The organism is Virgibacillus indicus (assembly GCF_002266285.1).
Taxonomy (GTDB): domain Bacteria; phylum Bacillota; class Bacilli; order Bacillales; family Amphibacillaceae; genus Virgibacillus_K; species Virgibacillus_K indicus.
On the sequence record NZ_NPMS01000003.1, the window covers coordinates 335,662 to 356,743 of the forward strand.

Annotated in this window: 20 protein-coding genes and 12 tRNA genes; 30 read left to right on the forward strand and 2 right to left on the reverse strand. The window is 39.6% G+C overall.

What is annotated here, in order from left to right; all coding sequences use genetic code 11:
* Positions 1-294: 294 nt before the first annotated feature.
* The 3 genes from cshA (at position 295) to CIL03_RS09280 (ending at position 4,137) form a co-directional block, all read left to right on the forward strand.
* On the forward strand, positions 295-1,779 hold the full coding sequence (gene cshA, locus CIL03_RS09270; protein WP_094885577.1) for a degradosome RNA helicase CshA: 1,485 nt from the start codon (positions 295-297) through the stop codon (positions 1,777-1,779).
* A gap of 467 nt (positions 1,780-2,246) precedes the next feature.
* Positions 2,247-2,726, forward strand: a complete 480-nt coding sequence (locus tag CIL03_RS09275) for a PH domain-containing protein (protein ID WP_094885578.1) — start codon at positions 2,247-2,249, stop codon at positions 2,724-2,726.
* Positions 2,719-4,137, forward strand: a complete 1,419-nt coding sequence (locus CIL03_RS09280) for a PH domain-containing protein (protein WP_094885579.1) — start codon at positions 2,719-2,721, stop codon at positions 4,135-4,137. Before CIL03_RS09275 ends, CIL03_RS09280 begins: the two co-directional genes overlap by 8 nt.
* 27 nt (positions 4,138-4,164) lie before the next feature.
* On the opposite strand, the gene CIL03_RS09285 is transcribed toward CIL03_RS09280, so the two are convergent.
* Positions 4,165-4,926: a rhomboid family intramembrane serine protease gene (locus CIL03_RS09285; RefSeq protein WP_094885580.1), complete on the reverse strand. Its 762-nt coding sequence runs from the start codon at positions 4,924-4,926 to the stop codon at positions 4,165-4,167.
* Between the two features lie 149 nt (positions 4,927-5,075).
* Between CIL03_RS09285 and acpS the strand changes: the two genes are divergently transcribed.
* The 14 genes from acpS (at position 5,076) to CIL03_RS09355 (ending at position 16,554) form a co-directional block, all read left to right on the forward strand.
* Entirely contained in the window at positions 5,076-5,438 is a 363-nt protein-coding gene (gene acpS, locus CIL03_RS09290) for a holo-ACP synthase (RefSeq protein WP_094885581.1), read from the forward strand.
* A 64-nt stretch (positions 5,439-5,502) separates the two neighbouring features.
* Positions 5,503-7,017 (forward strand): NAD(P)H-hydrate dehydratase, encoded by a 1,515-nt coding sequence (locus CIL03_RS09295; RefSeq protein ID WP_094885582.1) that lies wholly within the window; start codon positions 5,503-5,505, stop codon positions 7,015-7,017.
* 49 nt (positions 7,018-7,066) lie between these two features.
* Complete coding sequence (locus tag CIL03_RS09300; protein WP_094885583.1) at positions 7,067-8,083, forward strand: LolA family protein; 1,017 nt, start codon at positions 7,067-7,069, stop codon at positions 8,081-8,083.
* A 325-nt stretch (positions 8,084-8,408) separates the two neighbouring features.
* Positions 8,409-8,693, forward strand: a complete 285-nt coding sequence (locus CIL03_RS09305) for a CopG family ribbon-helix-helix protein (RefSeq protein ID WP_094885584.1) — start codon at positions 8,409-8,411, stop codon at positions 8,691-8,693.
* A 4-nt stretch (positions 8,694-8,697) separates the two neighbouring features.
* Entirely contained in the window at positions 8,698-9,057 is a 360-nt protein-coding gene (locus tag CIL03_RS09310) for a type II toxin-antitoxin system PemK/MazF family toxin (RefSeq protein ID WP_094885585.1), read from the forward strand.
* 202 nt (positions 9,058-9,259) lie between these two features.
* Positions 9,260-10,129: an RsbT co-antagonist protein RsbRA gene (locus CIL03_RS09315; RefSeq protein ID WP_094885586.1), complete on the forward strand. Its 870-nt coding sequence runs from the start codon at positions 9,260-9,262 to the stop codon at positions 10,127-10,129.
* A gap of 5 nt (positions 10,130-10,134) precedes the next feature.
* Positions 10,135-10,491 carry an STAS domain-containing protein gene (locus CIL03_RS09320; RefSeq protein ID WP_094885587.1) on the forward strand — a complete coding sequence of 119 codons (357 nt, stop codon included), beginning with the start codon at positions 10,135-10,137 and terminating at the stop codon, positions 10,489-10,491.
* 3 nt (positions 10,492-10,494) lie between these two features.
* Positions 10,495-10,896: an anti-sigma regulatory factor gene (locus CIL03_RS09325; RefSeq protein WP_094885588.1), complete on the forward strand. Its 402-nt coding sequence runs from the start codon at positions 10,495-10,497 to the stop codon at positions 10,894-10,896.
* Positions 10,897-10,987: 91 nt separating this feature from the next.
* Complete coding sequence (locus tag CIL03_RS09330) at positions 10,988-12,001, forward strand: PP2C family protein-serine/threonine phosphatase (protein ID WP_094885589.1); 1,014 nt, start codon at positions 10,988-10,990, stop codon at positions 11,999-12,001.
* A 114-nt stretch (positions 12,002-12,115) separates the two neighbouring features.
* Positions 12,116-12,448, forward strand: a complete 333-nt coding sequence (locus CIL03_RS09335) for an STAS domain-containing protein (RefSeq protein WP_094885590.1) — start codon at positions 12,116-12,118, stop codon at positions 12,446-12,448.
* The gene (gene rsbW, locus CIL03_RS09340; protein ID WP_094885591.1) at positions 12,448-12,924 is read left to right on the forward strand and encodes an anti-sigma B factor RsbW; all 477 of its coding nucleotides are present in this window, start codon (positions 12,448-12,450) and stop codon (positions 12,922-12,924) included. Before CIL03_RS09335 ends, rsbW begins: the two co-directional genes overlap by 1 nt.
* Positions 12,896-13,687 (forward strand): RNA polymerase sigma factor SigB, encoded by a 792-nt coding sequence (sigB, locus tag CIL03_RS09345; protein ID WP_094885592.1) that lies wholly within the window; start codon positions 12,896-12,898, stop codon positions 13,685-13,687. The genes rsbW and sigB overlap by 29 nt, the downstream gene beginning before the upstream one ends.
* A complete protein-coding gene (locus CIL03_RS09350) occupies positions 13,684-14,280 on the forward strand; it encodes a SpoIIE family protein phosphatase (protein ID WP_094885593.1) in 597 nt (198 codons plus the stop codon). The genes sigB and CIL03_RS09350 overlap by 4 nt, the downstream gene beginning before the upstream one ends.
* A gap of 99 nt (positions 14,281-14,379) precedes the next feature.
* Entirely contained in the window at positions 14,380-16,554 is a 2,175-nt protein-coding gene (locus tag CIL03_RS09355; protein WP_094885594.1) for a Tex family protein, read from the forward strand.
* Between the two features lie 55 nt (positions 16,555-16,609).
* On the opposite strand, the gene CIL03_RS09360 is transcribed toward CIL03_RS09355, so the two are convergent.
* Positions 16,610-18,100 (reverse strand): catalase, encoded by a 1,491-nt coding sequence (locus tag CIL03_RS09360; RefSeq protein ID WP_094885595.1) that lies wholly within the window; start codon positions 18,098-18,100, stop codon positions 16,610-16,612.
* A 430-nt stretch (positions 18,101-18,530) separates the two neighbouring features.
* On the opposite strand from CIL03_RS09360, the gene CIL03_RS09365 reads away from it, so the two are divergent.
* From CIL03_RS09365 to CIL03_RS09425, 13 genes are all read left to right on the forward strand, one after another.
* Entirely contained in the window at positions 18,531-18,989 is a 459-nt protein-coding gene (locus CIL03_RS09365; protein WP_094885596.1) for a SprT family protein, read from the forward strand.
* A 234-nt stretch (positions 18,990-19,223) separates the two neighbouring features.
* Positions 19,224-19,298, forward strand: a tRNA-Asn gene (locus CIL03_RS09370).
* A 4-nt stretch (positions 19,299-19,302) separates the two neighbouring features.
* Positions 19,303-19,393: transfer RNA gene (locus tag CIL03_RS09375), tRNA-Ser, on the forward strand.
* A gap of 9 nt (positions 19,394-19,402) precedes the next feature.
* A tRNA-Glu gene (locus tag CIL03_RS09380) sits at positions 19,403-19,474 on the forward strand.
* 30 nt (positions 19,475-19,504) lie between these two features.
* Positions 19,505-19,581 (forward strand) — tRNA-Asp (locus CIL03_RS09385).
* A 4-nt stretch (positions 19,582-19,585) separates the two neighbouring features.
* Positions 19,586-19,660: transfer RNA gene (locus tag CIL03_RS09390), tRNA-Gln, on the forward strand.
* A gap of 310 nt (positions 19,661-19,970) precedes the next feature.
* Positions 19,971-20,046: transfer RNA gene (locus CIL03_RS09395), tRNA-Lys, on the forward strand.
* A 12-nt stretch (positions 20,047-20,058) separates the two neighbouring features.
* Positions 20,059-20,140: transfer RNA gene (locus CIL03_RS09400), tRNA-Leu, on the forward strand.
* Between the two features lie 66 nt (positions 20,141-20,206).
* Positions 20,207-20,289 (forward strand) — tRNA-Leu (locus CIL03_RS09405).
* A gap of 59 nt (positions 20,290-20,348) precedes the next feature.
* A tRNA-Arg gene (locus CIL03_RS09410) sits at positions 20,349-20,425 on the forward strand.
* A 9-nt stretch (positions 20,426-20,434) separates the two neighbouring features.
* Positions 20,435-20,511, forward strand: a tRNA-Pro gene (locus CIL03_RS09415).
* Positions 20,512-20,692: 181 nt separating this feature from the next.
* Positions 20,693-20,766 (forward strand) — tRNA-Gly (locus tag CIL03_RS09420).
* Between the two features lie 17 nt (positions 20,767-20,783).
* Positions 20,784-20,857 (forward strand) — tRNA-Ile (locus tag CIL03_RS09425).
* The last annotated feature ends 225 nt before the right edge of the window (positions 20,858-21,082 follow it).

A 21,082-nucleotide genomic window follows, 5' to 3' on the forward strand; every position in this document is an offset into this window, starting at 1 on the left:
TTATCATGCTGGATATAAAAAATCATTTTTGCCGTTAGTATCATATGGAAATTTGTGTTATGATGTAACTTGCATGTATTTCGAGTGAGGCCTCTAACCTTAAGCGGGTGAAGCCTTTTTGTACTTTAATGGATTATTAAATCTGAACAGATATATATGGTTCTTGCCAGGTTCCTAGCAATAATAGGGTGTTTAGGGCTCTGAATCACAGGGAAAACTATTTAAAGACTAAAGTATGAGAAATTTTTGGCCTCTTTTGAATAAATTAAGACAACAAAAGGAGTAGACGAATAAGTGACAACATTTAATGAAATAGGTGTATCAAGTCCAATAATGAAAGCATTGGAACGTATGGGCTTTGAAGAAGCGACACCGATTCAGGCTGAGACCATTCCTCTTGCTATGCAAGGGAATGATGTAATTGGACAGGCACAGACAGGAACAGGAAAAACAGCAGCATTTGGAATTCCGATGATTGAAAAAATCAATCCGAAAGAAAGAAAAATCCAAGGTCTGGTTGTGGCTCCAACCCGTGAGCTGGCTATCCAGGTTGCGGAAGAAATTAATCGCCTTGCAAAGTTTAAAGGAATCCGGGCATTGGCAATATTTGGCGGGTCACCAATGGACAGGCAGATCCGTGCGTTAAAAGACGGACCGCATATCGTTGTCGCCACACCAGGACGATTGCTGGATCATATGCGCCGCAAAACGATTCGCATTAATATGGTACAGACAGCAGTACTGGATGAAGCAGATGAAATGCTGAACATGGGTTTCATTGATGATATCCGTGATATATTAAAAGGTATTCCGGATGAGAGGCAAACCCTGTTGTTTTCAGCAACCATGCCAAAGGAAATTCGTGACATTGCTACAAACCTGATGAAAGAACCAAAAGAAATCAAGGTAAAAGCAAAAGAGATGACAGTTGAGAATATCGACCAATACTTTGTGGAAATTCCGGAAAAGTATAAATTCGATACACTGAACAATCATTTAGATATTTATTCACCAGATTTGGCAATTGTTTTCGCCCGTACTAAAAAACGGGTAGATGAAATAACTGAAGGATTACAGGCAAGAGGATACCGTGCAGAAGGAATACACGGGGATCTTACACAAGGAAAACGTATGTCCGTGCTAAATAAATTTAAGAATGGCCGTGTTGACGTTCTGGTAGCAACAGACGTAGCAGCGCGTGGCCTAGACATTTCCGGTGTGACTCATGTTTATAACTTTGATATCCCGCAGGATCCGGAAAGCTATGTACACCGTATTGGACGTACAGGAAGAGCTGGCAGAACCGGTGAAGCTATTTCCTTTATCACGCCTAGAGAAATGGCACATTTGCAGTTAATTGAAAAAACAACCAAAAGCAAGATGAAACGAATGATGCCACCGACTAATAGAGATGCTCAGCGTGGTCAGCAGCAGGTTGCCATGGAGAAACTCCTGAAAACAATTGACCAGCAGGATTTAAAAGCATACCATGAAACAGCTAATGAAGTATTGCAGGATAACGATTCAATAACGGTTATTGCTGCAGCACTGAAATTATTGACAAAAGAACGAAGAGATACACCTGTTCGAATTTCTTCTGTTGCACCAATAAGTGTGAAGAAAGCATATGGTTCAAAAGATAATAGACGTTCGAATAATAAAAGATCCGGAAAATGGGGTCAGGGCGGACGTAATCAAGGCGGTCGCAATCAAGCTGGAAGAAACCAGGGTGGCCGCAACCGTAAAGGCAACTTCCAAAAACGAAGAAACCGCGACTAATCAATTTAGAAAAAGCTCCTATTATGGGAGCTTTTTTTGATTGATAAGAAAGTATAAAATTTGCAGCAATTAATTCTTGGGCATAAACAGCCACGTCCAGCTCCAGCGCCCAGAGACTAGCGAACTTCCCTCACCTCCGTACGATAAGTCAACATCGACTCCCTACGTTCGTCGTGTTTCCTTTATCTCCTACGGCTCAGTCCAGTTCGTACGTCTCTAAACGGGCGCTTGCGCTTTTGTTCATGGAAGAATTGGAATGACCGTGCGATAATCGTGCTGAGCGCGCAATAATCAGAATAACCGCGCGATAACAGAGGTGGAACGTGCAATCACAAACGAATGCGCAATAGCTCATTAACAATAAAATTTCATAGGTAGTAAGCGAGCTTCTAATAGGATAAAATATAATTGAAGCTTTTCTACCTGCTAATACGTATAGGAAATAGAGAAAAATAGGAGGTTCTTATATGAGACTGCCACCAAAAAATACAATAGCTGCAGATGCAATAACGGTCTGGAAAATTACAGCTGCAATAAGTGTTGGGGTACTTTGGCTGCTTACAGCTGCTGTTGCAATTGTTTCGTATATTTTTGATTTCATCTATTGGTATGCAGTTATTGCTGCAATAATAAGTAGTTTATGTACATATTTTTTCGTGTTTTTATTACCTAAACTCCGCTTTAAAAGATGGCGCTATGAGATTTTTGATCAGGAGATATATATTCAGCATGGTATTTTAATTGTCTCACGTACACTGGTGCCGATGATTCGTGTGCAGCATGTGGATACAAAGCAAGGCCCTATTTTGAAAAAATACCAATTAGCCAGTGTGACGATTTCCACTGCGGCAACAACACATGAGATTCCAGCACTTCTGGAAGAAGATGCTGCAGAACTTCGAGACAAAATTTCCGTTCTGGCAAGGGTGGATGAAGATGATGTCTGAAGCAAAACGTCTGCATCCTGCAGCAATACTGTTTAATTTTCTAAAAGTAATCAGAGAATTTCTTTTTGCGATTATTCTTGGATTTATTACATTTCGAAATGAGTCATTTTCTTATTTTATTCTGATTGCATCGGTGCTGATTATTCTGATGATCAGCTACAGTGTTGCTTCCTGGTACCGCTATACTTACCGGATAGAAGAGGATGAACTTCGAATTGAATACGGAATTCTTATCAGGAAAAAACGGTTTATTTCCATCAACCGTATACAGTCAATCGATTTAACAGCTAGTGTTATTCATCGTTTTCTAAAACTGGTCCGTGTAAAAATTGAAACTGCGGGTAGTGGTCTAGGTTCTGAAGCATCACTGACAGCTGTTAAACTTTCAGAAGGAGAACAACTGAGGAGCGAATTGAAACGGGAAAGAGTTTCTGCAGATCAAACAGAGGAAGTGGTGGAGAATCAGGCTCCTGTCCGTAAAATAACATTCAAGCGCTTATTTTTATCAGGCACGACTTCTGGCAGCATTGGAATTATCGCTGCTATATTTGCTTTTGTCTTTTCAGAAATGGAGCAATTTATTCCTGATAATATTTATGAGAGCACAATTAATTGGGTCATTGGATTAAGCATCGTGATTCTGATTGTACTGGGCGTACTGGTTTTAATTCTTCTTTGGGTACTCGGTATTGCCGGAACAATGATTAAATACGGCAATTTCACCATTACAAAAAATGAAAAAGAATTGTTTATTACTAGAGGTTTGCTCGAGAAAAAACAGCTGACGATACCTCTGAGCAGAATTCAAGCGGTTGGTATTGAAGAAAGCTTAATCAGACAGCCTCTGGGCTATGTCACTGTATTTGCACAAATTGCTGGTGGTTCTATGAGAAAAGGGGAGGAATTTCCGACAGTATTATTTCCGATCTTAAAAAAAAGCGAGGTAGAGGATTTTTTACAGGAGTTTTTGCCGGATTATGCCAGTCAGCATGATTCGATGACCCTGCTGCCAAAGCGTGCACTTAAATTTTATTTATTTCGTCCGATGCTGCCCGTGGTCTTCTTACTTGCTGGTGTATGGTATTTCCTGCCTCAATTCATCTGGGTGCCTGTTGCATTCTTAATTGGCGCTTCTATATTAGGATATCTGCGGTTCAAGGATGCTGGTTACCATCTGACTGGAGAACGGTTAACGATAAGCTACCGCAGGGTAAGTAAGATGACAATGCTTATCTATCATAGAAGGATACAGTCATTTGAGAAAAAGCAGCATAAACTTCATTTGAAACAGAAGCTTGCTTCCATGAAACTCTCGATCATTGCTGGCCTGGGAGGGCAGCATTTTCCAATCAAAGAGCTAGAGGAAAAGGATGTGGATCTGCTGTCTGACTGGTATTCCTACAGGCGTTGAAGGGGAACTGTTACGAACAGTTCCCTTTTAAAATCTGCTCAACAATCCCAAAACCACAAGAATTCCTAAAATAATCCAAAATACATTCTTTTTTAGTTTGGAAGAAATCCGTCTTTTTTTCCAGCGATTTGGGTCAAATTGAATGGAATCATCATCACGATAACGACGGCGATTTCTCCAAGGAGAATACGGCCGAACATTGTTCAGGACAAACGGTCCGATAATAAAACCCCCGAAAAAGCCGAATATATGTGCAGTCACGTTAATGTTTGAACGGAGAAAGGTCATGACTAAGCCAATGATCAGGATCGTCATAACTATCTGGGAGTTGGCCTGGTCGATTAGGTGTTTTCGAATACCAACCATGAATACATAAATGCCGAACAAACCGAATATGGCTCCGGAAGCACCTAAGTGAACATAATAAGCTGTGGGATCAAATGCATATGTCGCAATATTCCCTGCCAGACCGGCAGCAAAATAAGCGATAATAAATTTCACTTTCCCAAGCATTTGCTCCAATGCAGGTCCAAATAAAACAAGTGCAAAAGAATTAAACAATGCATGCATTAAATCACCATGCAGGAAAATGGACGTCAGTAACCTCCAATAGTCCCCGGTGTGTGTAAGGAAATTATGACCAACTCCCCACTGGTATAGATCTATGCCGATGGGCAGTCTCAGAAAATTGATGATAAGCCACAAAAATAAATGTATGATTACCAGCCCGGAAACAATTGGATAAGACTGAATGAACTCTTTCAAGCTTCTTTCATTACGGATAAACATGGATATCCCCTCGCAAATTAATTTTGATTCGATCGATAGTTGGGTATTATTATTATTATAATAAGTAATCTTTGAGTGTATGACCAGTATTAGCGTACTAAACTGATGCAGTATATTGCAATATTTAATTAAGAAAAGAAGTGATCTATTTGATAAAAGGCATAGGAATGGATTTAATTGAGCTGGATCGAATTAAAACCAGTATGGAAAAAAACAAAAAAATTGCTGATCGGATTTTAACAAAAAAAGAAAAAGAAGTATTTCTTCAATTGCAGAATAATCATAGAAAAGCAGAGTTTCTCGCTGGAAGATTTGCTGCAAAGGAAGCATTTGCAAAAGCGGCAGGCACAGGAATTGGGAAATTAAGCTTTCAGCATATTGAAATTTTACCAGGCGTGTTTGGGGCTCCAGAAATAAGAGCAAAAGGCTATGAATCGGTAAATATATTCGTATCAATTACCCACAGCAGGGAATATGCCGCAGCACAAGTTGTTATGGAAGACCAAACATAGTGTTGGAGGGTGCATAATTAACAAGGTTGTCTCATATATTTTAGTGCGGGCAGGAGGGAACAAAGTGTATATTGTCACCGCGAAAGAAATGTACGGTATTGATCATTACACGATGCAGGAATTGGGTGTAGAAGGAAAATTGCTGATGGAAAATGCCGGGCGAGCCATTTGCTTAAAGCTTGAGAATCTCATAGAAAAAACAAGTCGGATTTGTGTCATTGCGGGATCGGGGAATAATGGGGGAGACGGTTTTGTCATTGCAAGAACATTATTAAACAATAATTATCATGTTCATGTCGTACAAGCCGTTCCAGATGAAAAGATTACCGGTGATGCGCTGTACCATAAGAATCTCTATAAAAATTGTGGAGGTACGGTAACAGTCATTAAAGAGGCTGAAATTATTCGTGAACTGGTGTCAGATGCTGATATTATTGTTGATGCAATGGTCGGAATAGGTATCCGTGGCAAGCTGAGAGAGCCATTGGCAGGAATTGTCCGTTTTTTAAATCAGACGGAGAAATTCGTAGTTTCCATTGATATTCCATCAGGACTTCCTGCTGATGAGGGCCTAACTGACTTTACTGCTGTAGAAGCTGATTGTACCTTTATTGTGGGGGCACCCAAAACAAGTGCCTTCCTGGAGCATTCCGCCTCCTTTTATGGGGAATGGGAAATGGTTTCGATAGGGTTTCCTCCACTGGCTCTTAGGAAATATTCCAAAAGAATGCTTTGGAATGAGGGGAATTTTCAGGAAAGCATGCCCAAAAGGAAGCTGAATTCTCATAAAGGTGATCATGGGAGAGGGCTTGTAATTGGCGGAAGTACGGAAATGCCAGGGTCGATTGCAATGTCAGTAAAAGCAGCATTAAAAGCTGGTTCGGGATTAATTACAGCAGCCACTACAGAAAAGGTAATTCAAATGATAGCTCCTGTTTCCATGGAATCCACCTTTCTTGCACTGTCTGAGAAAAATGGCTATCTTGCCAATCATACTTTCCCTGTTGACAGTTATGATGCGATTGCAATAGGGATTGGTATGGGCAGATATGAAGAGACAAGAGATCTGGTGCGCTATGTTCTGGAACAGGCAAAATGTCCTGTCATTATTGATGCAGATGGCTTATATCACATTAAATCAGATCTTTCCATGATAAAAAAAAGATCTGATCCGACAATTGTGACCCCGCATCCTGGAGAAATGGCGATGCTGCTTGATATTTCAGTTCCTGAGCTGCTAAAGGAACCATTTCGATATGCAGCCGAATTTGCTGGAAAGTATAATGTATATGTCGTATTAAAAGGTAAATATACGATTATCACAGCACCTGATGGCAGACAGGCTGTAAACACAACCGGAAACCCTGGACTTGCAAAAGGGGGAAGCGGGGATGTGCTCACAGGTATTTCATTGGCAATGGCGATGCAGGATCAAAGTATCTTTGAGGCATTGTGCAACGCATGTTTTATCCATGGTAAATCAGCAGACCTTTTAGTTGCTAATGAGCATTCCTTCTATGATTTACTAGCATCTGATGTAATCAAAGGCATAACAGATGTTTATCGTACATTTTCTTGATCATGCGGGATAAGTTCCCTTTGTTATTTGAGACAAGGGAGATATGTTCATGAAAAAAATGTTTGGGATCTGGATTGTAATTGTTTTAGGTTTAGTCCTGCTGTTATCTGCATGTGGCGAGAAGTCCCAGGAAGACGTTGTGGAAAAGCTCGGAGAAAACCTTGACGAAATGGACGGTTATAAAGCTAAAGCTGAAATGGCTATGAATACCGGGCAGGAGGAACAGAAATTTGCGATTGATATCTGGCATAAGAAAGATGACTTTTACCGGGTGGGATTAACAAATAATCAAGATGACAAAGGCAGTCAGGTGATTTTGAAAAATGAAGATGGCGTATTTGTTCTGACACCGGCTTTGAATAAAAGCTTTAAATTTCAGACGGAATGGCCAGAGAACAGCAGTCAGCCTTACTTGTACCAGTCTCTTATAAATGATGTGCTCAAAGATGGTGAGGCCGAATTTGAAGCAACTGATGAGCATTATGTTTTTAAAACGAAAACAAATTATCAAAGCAATAACAACCTGCCATTTCAGGAAATTTACTTTGATAAAAAGACCTATACACCGGTGCTGGTAAAGGTGCTAGACAAAGATAGAAATGCATTGGTGGAAGTAACATTCACAAGCTTTGACACGAACCCGGAGTTTAAAGATGACGATTTTACAATGGAGAAGAATATGGCAAGCGGCACGGTGGAACAGCCTGTATCCGCTCAAGCGCCAGCCGAATCGCTATCCGTGTTTTTACCGGAATACCTGGCCGGTGCTGAATTGACTGCGAAACGGGAAGTGGATTTAGAAAATGGGGAGCGTGTAATTCTGTCATTTACCGGTGAAAAGAACTTTACACTGGTTGAAGAAACCACTGAAGTTGTGCCAACTCTCTCAGCACCAAAAGAGGTGGAAGGAGAAATTGTAAACCTTGGCTATACAGTCGCAGCACTATCAGAAAATAAATTGGAATGGAGTCATAATGGTGTAGACTTTGTGCTGGCAAGTGATGAATTAACAAGAGATGAATTGATTCAGGTCGCCCAATCTGTCCAGGGTCAAGAAGTGAAGTAAATGAAAAAGTGGCGAGCAGGCTCACTTAAAGAGAGGGGGGTCTGCTTTTTTATTCTTACGAAGGACAGCTCTAATCTGAAACAGCCAACTTAAAAAATGCATGAATTGGAAATCCAAGCATATATTTATCTTGAGCCATTGAACACAAAATCTGCTATTTAGGCAAGCAACAACATTTATATATACCCCAATAAAAGAAAGATAAACGACAAAAAAGGAATTTTTTTATAAAAAGTTGCCGGAACCCTTTGCAAACGTCCTGATTCAATGATATTATTAAAATGAATTTTATTGTTCGTTCAACAGTTGGCGGAGGTGCATGGTTTTGTCAGAGAGCTTACAGGAGATCTTAGTAAAATTACCAAAAAACCTGTTAAATGAGGTGGATGGATTAATGAAATATGAAAATAGTGATTTAAGCGACTTCATATGTCAGGCAACCAAAAATTATTTGCAGCATAAGAAAGATGAGCATATTCAGCAATTTCATGAAACAATGCAAAGAGGCTACGAAGAAATGGGCCGCATTAATCTAACAATAGCATCAGAAGCTTTTCAAGCCGAAGAGGAGGCTGAAAACACCTTAGAGCGCTCTGTGATCGGGGTGTAAGGATTTGATCGTTCAACGAGGCGAAGTTTATTTCGCTGACTTATCCCCTGTAGTCGGATCAGAGCAGGGAGGTGTACGCCCGGTATTGATTCTGCAAAATGATATTGGAAACCGGTTTAGTCCTACCGTTATTGTAGCGGCAATTACAGCACAGATTCAAAAGGCAAAATTGCCAACACATGTAGAGATAAATGCTAAACGATATGGTTTTGACCGGAATTCAGTTATTTTGCTGGAACAAATACGTACACTGGATAAGCAACGGCTAACGGATAAAATTACAAAATTGGATAAAGAAATGATGAAAAAAATAGATCATGCATTGGAAATAAGTCTGGGACTTAAGGACATGTATGGTCAATAGTTATCCCTTGTTAATTAAGACAGGGGATTTTTTATGTCTTTTGAACTGCTTATATGTGAAATATTCAGTTATATGTGAATATTGCGATGTGGATTTTTAAGTTTAAATTCATTTATGATACAATAAGAAAAACTAATATTATTTGCACATTCGATTTCAGCATGTAACAATAATTATTATATATATTCACGGAGGTAAACTGATGGATCAGAAATTTAAAAGGATTGCAGTAGAGAATAGTGATGCGATTGTACAAATGTGGGTTGAGGAAATTAACTCCTTGAAGGACGGTAATTATACAGCTACTATATCTGATGAATTATTTGAAAGTACGAACAGAGAGTTTGTTAATGTTATTTTCACAAGTATAACAAATCAGGGATCATCAAAAGCGGTGGAAGATTTTTCGGAAAAAATTATTAATCTCGGATGGCCATTAAGCTATATCACAGATGGTTTACAGGTTTTTAGAAGAGTAACCGTAGATTACATACTCAGTCAGTCTTCCAAGGTGGATTCCGAATTCTTTTCAAATGTACTGGAAAGTGTTGACGCATGGGTGGAGCCGCTTATTCGTCAATTGGTAAATGAGTACTCAGGAAGCTGGGAACATATTGTTTCACTTCAACGCGTCGCACTTCAGGAATTATCTGCACCACTCATTCCGGTGATGGACAAGATTACCATTATGCCATTAATCGGTACGATCGATACAGAGCGTGCAAAACTGATAATGGAAAACCTGCTCGAAGGAGTAATCAAGCATAATTCGGAAGTAGTTTTAATGGATATCACCGGTGTACCTGTTGTGGATACAATGGTCGCTCACCATATTATTCAGGCGGCAGAAGCTGTAAGATTAATAGGTTCTACATGTATTCTTGTAGGAATTCGGCCGGAAATTGCGCAAACAATCGTGAATCTTGGCATAGATCTCGGGAAATTTCCAACAAAGAGCACGTTAAAGAAAGGATTTACAAGTGCCTTGGAGATTACAAACCGAAAAGTTGTTGATCTGGAGAAAAAAGCAGAGAATATTGAAAAAATGATTGATTCATTGCAAGGGGAGTGAGGACAATGCGGATACCTATATTAAAACTGCACAATTATTTGCTGATATCCATTCAAACAGAAATTGATGATAATACTGCTATTCAATTTCAGGAAGATTTATTAGATAAAATTCATAAAAGTGGTTCTTCAGGGGTAGTAATCGATTTAACCTCTGTTGAAATTATCGATTCATTTATTGCGAAGGTACTGGGTGACGTTGTTACGATGTCAGATCTAATGGGGGCGAAAGTAGTTTTAACCGGCATCCAACCAGCAGTTGCAATGACATTAATTGATTTAGGAATTCATTTAAAAAATGTCCCGACTGCCTTAGATTTGGAACAAGGTCTGATTAAACTTCATCAGGAATTGGGGGTATAAGCTATGAAACCCCAATCCTGTGTAAACATTAATAAAGAGTGGGATATCGTTGGTGCAAGACAATTAGGCCGTGATATAGCAAAAAAGATGGGCTTCGGGACCGTTGACCAGGCTCGCATAGCTACTGCGATATCGGAATTAGCTCGAAATATATACTTATATGCTGAGGAAGGACAGATTTGCTTTGAAGTAATTGACAACTTACCACAACGGGGCATGCGCATGATTGCGGTAGACACAGGACCGGGAATTAAAGATATCGGTCAAGTGATGCAGGATGGTTTTTCAACGTCGGGTGGACTTGGTGCAGGGCTGCCTGGTGTGAAACGGCTGATGGACGAGTTTGATCTGCAATCAGAGGCTAGTAAAGGTACAAGAATTAATGCTGTTAAATGGCTTCGATAAAACCAGCGGAAATATAGATATTACTAGAGAATGGTGTGTGTGAAAAATCAGCAACACACACCTAAAAGGATTAATGATGGGAGAACGGTAGATGGATGAAGTTATGAATTTAAGCGCAGCCACCTATAAAGACTTATTGGAACATTATATTAAAACACAGGATGAGAAGTCTTTATATGAAGTTGAAAAGGTGAGCAAAAATTTTATAAAAAATAGTAAAACTCCTGAGGAAATTGTTAATCTGCACATCCAGGCATTGTCTGAATTATATCCAAATCTTAAGGAAGATTTCCAGCATTCCATGAATTTTTTACTGGAAGCAATGATTGCATACGGACTTGCTCACCAGGAGTACCAGCAGCTGCGTGAAAAGCAATATGAACTAAAAACAGAAATAGCTGTTGCAGCAAGCATGCAGGAAACACTTTTGGGAACAACGAAGCCTGATATTGAAGGTCTGGATATTGGGGTAGTGAGTGTACCTGCACATCAGATGAATGGGGATTATCATCATTTTGTAAAAGGAAAAGATAACTCATTAGGCATTGCCATTGCAGATGTCATTGGAAAAGGAATTCCTGCTGCATTAAGTATGTCAATGATCAAATATTCGATGGATAGCTACCCGGAGGAGTCAATGAGTCCCAGGGCGATATTAAAAAATCTGAATCGGGTAGTGGAAAGAAACGTCGATCCCAGTATGTTCATAACAATGTTTTATGCTCAATATATTCCCTCAGAAAGTCTGCTTCACTATTCATCAGCTGGACATGAGCCAGGCTTTTACTACAATGCTGAAAAAAATACATTCACAGAAATAGAATCAAAAGGTCTTGTATTAGGCGTATCACCAGATACAGACTATCAACAATATAAATTAAAAATCAACAAGGACGATATGGTTATTTTATTGACGGATGGTGTAACGGAGTGCCGGGATGGGGAGCGTTTTATTGAAAGTGAAGAAGTACTTGATGTAATTAAACAATATGCACATCTGCCGGCACAGGAAATGGTTGACCAGGTGTATAAACATTTTGAGCGTCTGCAGGATTTTCAGCTGCGTGATGACTTTACATTGCTTATTTTGAGAAAAATAGTTTAGGGAAAATTAAAACCGGGTATAAAGAATTAGGATGAATGATGTTAATTTGTTTAAATTAACTGATGTCCTATTTAGAAATAGATTCAATAATATTGTCTGTCTAGGAGGAAAAAAATGAACTTAGTAATTGATATCTCTGAGGAAACAGAAAAGACGACAGTCAATCTTTCCGGGGAGATTGATGCATATACAGCACCTAAATTAAAAGAAGCACTTTTACCACTGACCAAACAAAATGGTCTCATCGTGGAGATTAATCTGGAAGACGTTAATTATATGGACAGTACCGGATTAGGTATTTTTATCAGTGCATTAAAATCTGCCAAAGAAAATAATAGCCAAATGAAACTGGTCAATTTGCAAGACCGTGTGTTTCGATTGTTTAAAATTACCGGTTTGGATGCAATTATGGATATTAACGCTGCGATTCGAGGTGGAAGTGAATAATGGAGAAGTTTGATTTTATTGAAATGAAGGTTCCTGCAAAAGCTGAATACATTGGGGTAGTACGTCTCAGTATATCCGGAATAGCAAACCGAATGGGATTTTCCTATGAAGATATTGAAGATTTAAAGGTTGCCATTTCAGAGGCAATTACGAATGCTGTAACCCATGCATACCATGAAACAGATGAAGGTGAGGTGACCATTGGATTCGGTGTATATGGAAACCGGCTGGAAGTAATGGTTGCAGACCATGGTGGAAGCTTTAATCTAAAAGAAATAAAAGACGGTATTGGCCCTTATAAAAATAATGAATCTGTTGAGGATCTAAGAGAAGGTGGATTTGGACTTTTCTTAATCAATGCATTAATGGATAAGGTGCAAATTAATAATAATTTCGGTGTAATTGTTCTAATGACAAAGTATTTAAATGAAACTGAGGTGGGCTTTGATGACGACCAAATCTCAACCACACAATAGCGGGAGAGATGAGGTTTACCAATGGATTGAATTTCTACAGAAAGAGCCGACTGATGAAGTAGTTCAGGAGAAAATTGTACTTACTTACAAGGACCTGGTGGAATCAATTGCAAGGAAATATTCTAGGAACAGTGTGATTCACGAGGATTTAGTGCAAGTAGGGATGATTGGCTTATTAGCTGCAGTTAGAAGGTATGATGCATCATTTGGTAAATCTTTTGAGTCTTTCGCCATCCCGACCATTATTGGTGAAATTAAACGTTTTATTCGTGATAAGACCTGGAGCGTCCATGTACCAAGAAGGATTAAAGAACTTGGTCCCAAGATTAAAAAAGCTGCTGATGAATTAACAACCATGAATCAAAAATCGCCTACAGTACAGGAAATTGCCGAGTATCTGGAAGTTTCCGAGGAGGATATTCTGGAAACGATGGAGATGGGGAAAAGCTACAAGGCACTTTCAGTGGACCGTAAAATTGAAGCAGATTCCGATGGAAGTACAGTAGCTATTTTAGATCTGGTAGGAAAAGATGATGGAGGATACAATAATATTGATCAGCAGATGCTGCTTGAAAAAATTCTCCCTGTCCTATCCGAAAGGGAGCAGCAAATACTGCAATGTACCTATTTTGATAATATGAGTCAAAAGGAAACTGGAGAACTTCTGGGGATTTCGCAAATGCATGTATCAAGACTGCAGCGCAGGTCACTTCGTAAACTCCGGGAGGCACTGCAGTCAGACAGTACGGAGGTTTTTGATTGACCTCTGGTAGAAAAGTAGATGTATCTGTTTTCCAAAAAGCCAAGAAAGGTAACTATTATTGCGGAGACAGTTACTTTTACAACGAAACTCAAGATGAATTTATTTGTGCTATTGCTGACGGACTTGGCAGTGGCGAATTTGCGAAGGAATCCTCCCAGATCGTGATTGATATTATTAGAAGCAATATTTATGCCACAGTGGAACAACTTGTGAAAAAATGTAATGAAAAATTATTTGGCAAACGCGGAGTTGTTCTCGGTATTTTAAAGCTGAATTTTAAAAAGCAAATGTATTCTTTTTCTTCCATTGGAAATATCGGGGTTATGACTGTAACTAAAAATCAGAAAAAAAAACGTAACATCCCAAATGCCGGGTATCTTGCAGGTTATCACAGGCCATTTAAAGTGGTTGAAGAGAAGCTGGAACCGGCTACAAACTTTATCATGTTTTCTGATGGTGTATCAGATAAAGAGTTATCTCAAAATTATTTAATGAGAAAAAATGTTCAAGATGCAACAAAAGCATTTGAAATGACTAGTGCTCAAATTCGGGAAGATGATACGACACTAATTGTGATGAGATATAAAGGATAAAAGCTGGCACTTAAGTGTCAGCTTTTTCAGTTCACATCATCATTAGGAAACGGACATCTTTTCTGATAAAATAAAAAGGTGTGTAAAGGAGGAAATACCATGGCAGTTGAAATAAATGAAGATCTCAGCCATTGGGTTTCTAAAGAAGCTCAGGTAAATAAAACGACAGTTGAAAAGGTAATTGCATTATTGGACGAAGGCAACACTGTTCCTTTTATAGCCCGTTACCGGAAAGAAGTAACAGGTGGACTGGATGAGGTTCAAATTAAAACAATCCAGGATAAATGGAATTATGCACTTAATCTATCTGAAAGAAAACAGGAAGTGCTCCGGATTATTGACGAACAAGGAAAATTAACGGAAGAACTTTCAAATGAAATCCGACAGGCAGCACAATTACAGCGGGTAGAAGATCTGTACCGTCCGTATAAACAAAAACGTCGGACAAAAGCCACGATAGCAAAGGAAAAAGGACTCGAACCTTTAGCTGAACTGGTTTGGGAACAGGAAACAGAAACAATCCGTTCTGAGGCTGAAAAATATTTTTCAGAGGAAAATGAACTACATAAAATAGATGATGTTTTAGCAGGAGTAAATGATATCATGGCGGAATGGATTTCTGATGAGCCCGAGTTCCGGGAATATATTCGCCAGGAAACCTTCAAGCGCGGAACGATTCAATCAGAATTGAAAAATGCTGAACTGGATGAAAAGGGTATTTTTGAAATGTACTACGAGTTCAGTGAGGCGGTACGGTCAGTAGTCTCACACCGTACGCTTGCGTTAAACCGCGGTGAAAAAGAAGATGTACTAAAAGTTTCGATTGAATCACCAGTCGAAAGGATTACAGAATTTCTGCGAAAAAAAATCATTAAACCAGCAGCAAATAAAGAAACAAGAGAAATCATACAGCTTGCGATAGATGACAGCTATAAACGGTTAATAGAGCCATCGATAGAGCGTGAGGTAAGGGGTAGTTTAACTGAAACAGCAGAAGAGCATGCGATTGATATATTTTCAACAAATCTTAAGAACCTATTGCTGCAGCCCCCATTGAAGGGGAAGACAATCCTCGGGGTGGATCCTGCTTTTCGTACTGGCTGCAAGCTCGCAGTGGTGGATGAAACCGGCAAGGTCCATCATGTTGGTGTAATGTACCCTACTGCACCTAAACATGATACGGTTGGGGCAGAAAAAATTGTGCTTCAATTTATCAAAAAATATAATGTTGAACTGATAGCTATCGGAAATGGAACTGCTTCACGCGAAACGGAGCAATTTATCTCAGATGTCATTGTCAAAAAGTCATTGGATATTCCATATATTATTGTAAATGAAGCTGGGGCCAGTGTATATTCTGCATCGAAGCTGGCCCGTGAGGAATTTCCTGATTTACAAGTAGAGGAAAGAAGTGCAGCCTCTATTGCCAGACGGGTTCAGGATCCACTTGCAGAGCTTGTTAAAATTGATCCGAAATCCATTGGAGTTGGTCAATATCAGCACGATGTCAGCCAAAAAGCGCTGAATGAATCACTATCTTTTGTAGTTGAAACTGCAGTTAACCAGGTAGGAGTCAATGTGAATACTGCATCATCTTCTCTGCTACAGCATGTTTCAGGATTAAGCAAAACAGTTGCAACTAATATTGTGAAAAAACGGGATGAAGAAGGCAAATTCACTGACCGCAAACAGTTGAAGAAAATCCCAAGACTTGGAGCAAAGACCTATGAACAGGGGATTGGATTTCTACGTATCATTGATGGTAAAAATCCGCTGGATCGTACTCCAATACACCCGGAGAGTTATTCGCAAACCGAAAACCTTTTGCAGCTCCTTGACTGTGAGGTGTCTGATATAGGAACGGAAAAACTTCGTGAGAAAATTAATACAGTAGAAAAGAAAGAACTCGCAGCTAAATTGGAAATTGGAGAACCGACATTAGTCGATATTATGAATGCATTAAGCCGTCCGGAAAGAGACCCGAGGGATGATTTTCCTCAGCCATTGCTAAAGCAAAATGTTTTATCGTTGGAAGATTTAGAGCCGGGTATGGAAATGCAGGGAACGGTAAGAAATGTTGTTGACTTCGGTGTTTTCGTGGATGTTGGTGTTAAACAGGATGGACTTGTCCACATATCGAAAATGGCGAATAGATTTGTAAAGCATCCAATGGATATTGCTTCTGTAGGTGATGTGGTCACTGTTTGGGTGGATAAAATTGATGTAAATAAAGGAAGACTTGGACTTTCCATGGTTAAAGATTCAAATAAATAATAAAAAGGACTGCTGGAAAACTGCCGGCAGTCCTTTTAAAATGTGTATTTTAGAATTACTCTTTGTCACTCGCTGCTTCAACTTCACTCATTGAAATACCAAGTGCTTTTGCTACACCTTCACCATATGCTGGGTCAGCTTGGTAGCAGTTGTTGATGTGGCGAATCTGAATGAACTTTTCAACACCTCTCATGTTGCGAGCAGTGTTTTCGAACAATACCTGTTGCTGGTCTTCGTTCATTAGGTTAAATAACTTACCTGGTTGTTCAAAGTAGTTATCATCATCTTCTCTGAAGTTCCAGCGGTCAGCATCCCCATTGACAGCAAGAGCTGGCTCTTTATATTCTGGCTGATCCTGCCATTCACCATAGCTATTCGGACCATAGTGAAGTTTGCTGCCTTGGTTTCCGTCAACTCTCATTGCACCATCGCGATGATAGCTGTTCACATTGTTTTTAGGTTGGTTAACTGGAATTTGATGATGGTTAACTCCTAAACGGTAGCGCTGTGCATCACCATAAGAGAATAGTCTTCCCTGTAGCATTTTATCTGGTGAGAAGCTGATTCCTGGTACAACGTTAGCAGGTGTAAAGGCCGCTTGCTCAACTTCAGCAAAATAGTTATCCGGGTTACGGTTAAGCTCAAATTCTCCAACTTCAATTAGTGGGAAGTCCTTTTTATACCATACTTTTGTAAGGTCAAAAGGGTTGTAAGGCATATTATTAGCTTCTTCCTCTGTCATTACCTGAATGTACATTTTCCATTTAGGGAAGTTGTCTTTTTCTATGTTTTCATAAAGGTCTCTTTGATGGGTTTCACGGTCAACCCCAACAAGTTCTTCTGCTTCTGCATCAGTCAGGTTTTCAATCCCCTGCTGAGAACGCATGTGGAATTTCACCCATACACGTTCGTTTTCTTCGTTAATCATACTGAATGTGTGACTTCCGAAACCGTGCATGTTACGGAAAGATTTAGGGATACCACGATCACTCATAACGACTGTTACTTGGTGTAAAGCCTCAGGTAAAGAAGACCAGAAGTCCCAGTTGTTGTTTGCACTTCTCATATTTGTACGTGGGTCACGTTTAACGGCATGGTTTAAGTCAGGGAATAACAGTGGATCTCTCAAGAAGAATACAGGAGTATTGTTTCCAACTAAATCCCAGTTCCCTTCCTCAGTATAAAATCTCAATGCAAATCCGCGGATATCACGTTCAGCATCTGCTGCGCCACGTTCACCGGCTACAGTTGAGAAACGGGCAAACATATCGGTTTTCTTGCCGACTTCAGAGAAGATTTTAGCTTTTGAGTATTTAGTGATGTCATTTGTTACTGTGAATGTACCGTGGGCTCCGGAACCTTTAGCATGCATACGACGCTCAGGAATTAATTCTCTGTCAAAATGCGCCATTTTTTCCAGGAACCAAACGTCCTGTAAAAGCATCGGGCCTCTGGGACCTGCAGTAATAGAGTTTTGATAATCTGGCACAGGTGCACCAGCGGCGGTTGTTAATTTTTTGTTGTTCTGATCTTTATTTTCACTCACGAAATGAGCACCTCCTGAAATTTTAAATACAATTATTATAATATCATATTGATTATAAAAATACTACTTTGAGTACTAGATTCATAGCCTTGCGCCTAGTCTTTATTTGTATAAGGGTGGTATTTGTATTATCATTTTAAAATGAAACAAATATAATATACTGTGTTTGAGTTTTCTATTCATTGAATCAACTTCAGGATATATTTTATCATTTAAAATAACTAAATGATAAAAAGATAAACCTATTCACGAGTTATGGAAGCAAACAGTCCCTTGTTTAAGATATTTCCACTATGTATCTATTATAAATACCTGCAATTATAAAATACAATTATTTTAGATTCGAAGATGACCTTTATGAGTTTATATGAAGGATGAACTTTCAAATATGTTAAAATAAGACCAAATAAAGATAAGGAAGTATTTGCGAATGGATCTATATAAGGAAGAAACACTTTTTGAGTTAGTTAATAAGCTGTCGCTGGAATTTTTCCATAAACCGTTTAAACATAACGTTCAATTTAATAGCCGACTGAGAACAACAGGGGGCAGATACATTCCGGTCAAAAAGCTAATTGAATTAAATCCGAAGTATGCTGCAGAAATGGATGAAAATGAATTCATTGGAATTATCAAACATGAATTATGCCATTACCACCTGCATATAGAGGGTAGAGGTTATAAGCATGGAGATGAGGATTTCAAAAGATTGCTAAAGGAAACAGGATCCCCCAGACACTGTAACCCCCTGCCATCACAGAAAAAAGAATTTAAGTATAAATATATCTGCAGGAAATGCAAGCAGGAATATAAAAGAAAACGCCGGGTGGATTTAAAGAAATATAGATGTGGAAAGTGCAGAGGTGAATTAGTAAAAGAAGAGATTTGAATGAAGGGGTGATTTTTTTGTCCAATTCCATTGACGAAAGTTTTATTCCATGTTAAATTATATAAGCAAATTAGCTTGGTCGAGCAATTAGTTTTTAAAAAGTAATTGACAATAATTTCGATTTACTGTATTATATTTCTCGTTGCTGTTATTTAATCCAGTTGAAATTAACTGTTTTGGGACAAGCACAACTTACTTAGAATATAGTACCTTGAATAACATATATCAGATTATTCCACAGTAGCTCAGTGGTAGAGCTATCGGCTGTTAACCGATCGGTCGTAGGTTCGAATCCTACCTGTGGAGCCAAAATGGAGAAGTACTCAAGTGGCTGAAGAGGCGCCCCTGCTAAGGGTGTAGGTCGTGAAAACGGCGCGAGGGTTCAAATCCCTCCTTCTCCGCCATTTTTTTATGGCCCGTTGGTCAAGCGGTTAAGACACCGCCCTTTCACGGCGGTAACACGGGTTCGAATCCCGTACGGGTCATCTTTCTTAATGAGAAAATAAAATAGGTTTGGTCCGGTAGTTCAGTTGGTTAGAATGCCTGCCTGTCACGCAGGAGGTCGCGGGTTCGAGTCCCGTCCGGACCGCCATTGTTGGGCTGTAGCCAAGCGGTAAGGCATCGGGTTTTGATCCCGTGTACCCTAGGTTCGAATCCTAGTAGCCCAGCCATTTTTTATTTTTGGGAAGAAATTTTCTTCTGTAAAGTTTTATACTTAAAAAATATACAAGTGTATTGAATCTATAATGAACCAATAGCTTAGCCGGTATAACAACGAACATTACTTCTGCCGAATAAGCTGCGAGTAACCTCGAAGCACCAATCAACTTTGAATAAACTAGAAGATGTAGAGGTAACTAGCCGTCGGCAACATCGAATATGCTGCAGGCTTGCGAGAAGTGCGGCTTCACTGATATTGCTTGCAACACGACGAGCATCCAGATGTACACTCTTTAAAAATATAGAACACTCATCAAACATGAGCCATTAGCTCAGCCGGCAGAGCATCTGACTTTTAATCAGAGGGTCGGAGGTTCGAATCCTCCATGGCTCACCATTTTCTTTATATGCGGATGTGGCGGAACTGGCAGACGCGCTAGACCCAGGATCTAGTGCCTTCGGGCGTGGGGGTTCGACTCCCTTCATCCGCATAATGATTGCTGTGATTTCCTGCAGCAATTTCTTTTTCTCTTGAATCAAGCTGAATTTATAACAATGCGGTCGTGGCGGAATGGCAGACGCGCTAGGTTGAGGGCCTAGTGGGGGCGACCCCGTGGAGGTTCAAGTCCTCTCGGCCGCACTCAAAAAAAGTTTGCGATAGTTAATGAAGTATGTTATATTTAAAAAGTTGCTTTTAATGCGCCCGTAGCTCAATTGGATAGAGTGTCTGACTACGGATCAGAAGGTTAGGGGTTCGACTCCTCTCGGGCGCGCCATTTTTTCTGCGGGAAGTAGCTCAGCTTGGTAGAGCACTTGGTTTGGGACCAAGGGGTCGCAGGTTCGAATCCTGTCTTCCCGACCATTGAAATTATAAATGTTCCTATATAATATGCGGTGTAGTTTAGTGGCGAAATCTCAGCCGCGAGCAAGGCATTCACCGAATAAGCTTCGAGTTGCCCTGAAGCAGTAAGCATCCTTAATTCGCTAGTAGATGTAAGTGTATGTTGTTCGGGAATATAATAAAATTACAATTCTCTTACCATGCGGGTGTAGTTTAGTGGTAAAACCTCAGCCTTCCAAGCTGATGATGAGGGTTCGATTCCCTTCACCCGCTCCAAAATACTTATTTATTATGGGCCTGTAGCTCAGCTGGTTAGAGCGCACGCCTGATAAGCGTGAGGTCGGTGGTTCGAGTCCACTCAGGCCCATTTGCTTTTAAAAAAAGCAAATAAAACATATTGACATCATTTTTTCGATGTGTTATATTAATTAAGTCGCCAATTTGAGGCGAAACAAAGAAATTTGCTCCTTGAAAACTGAACAAAACAACCAGTATGTCAGGAAAAACATGAACTGTTTTTTCTTTAAGAAACTCAGAAGGTAACACTTCTGAAAAGCTAAGACAATTGATGGAATTGATTGGTGTTAATTCC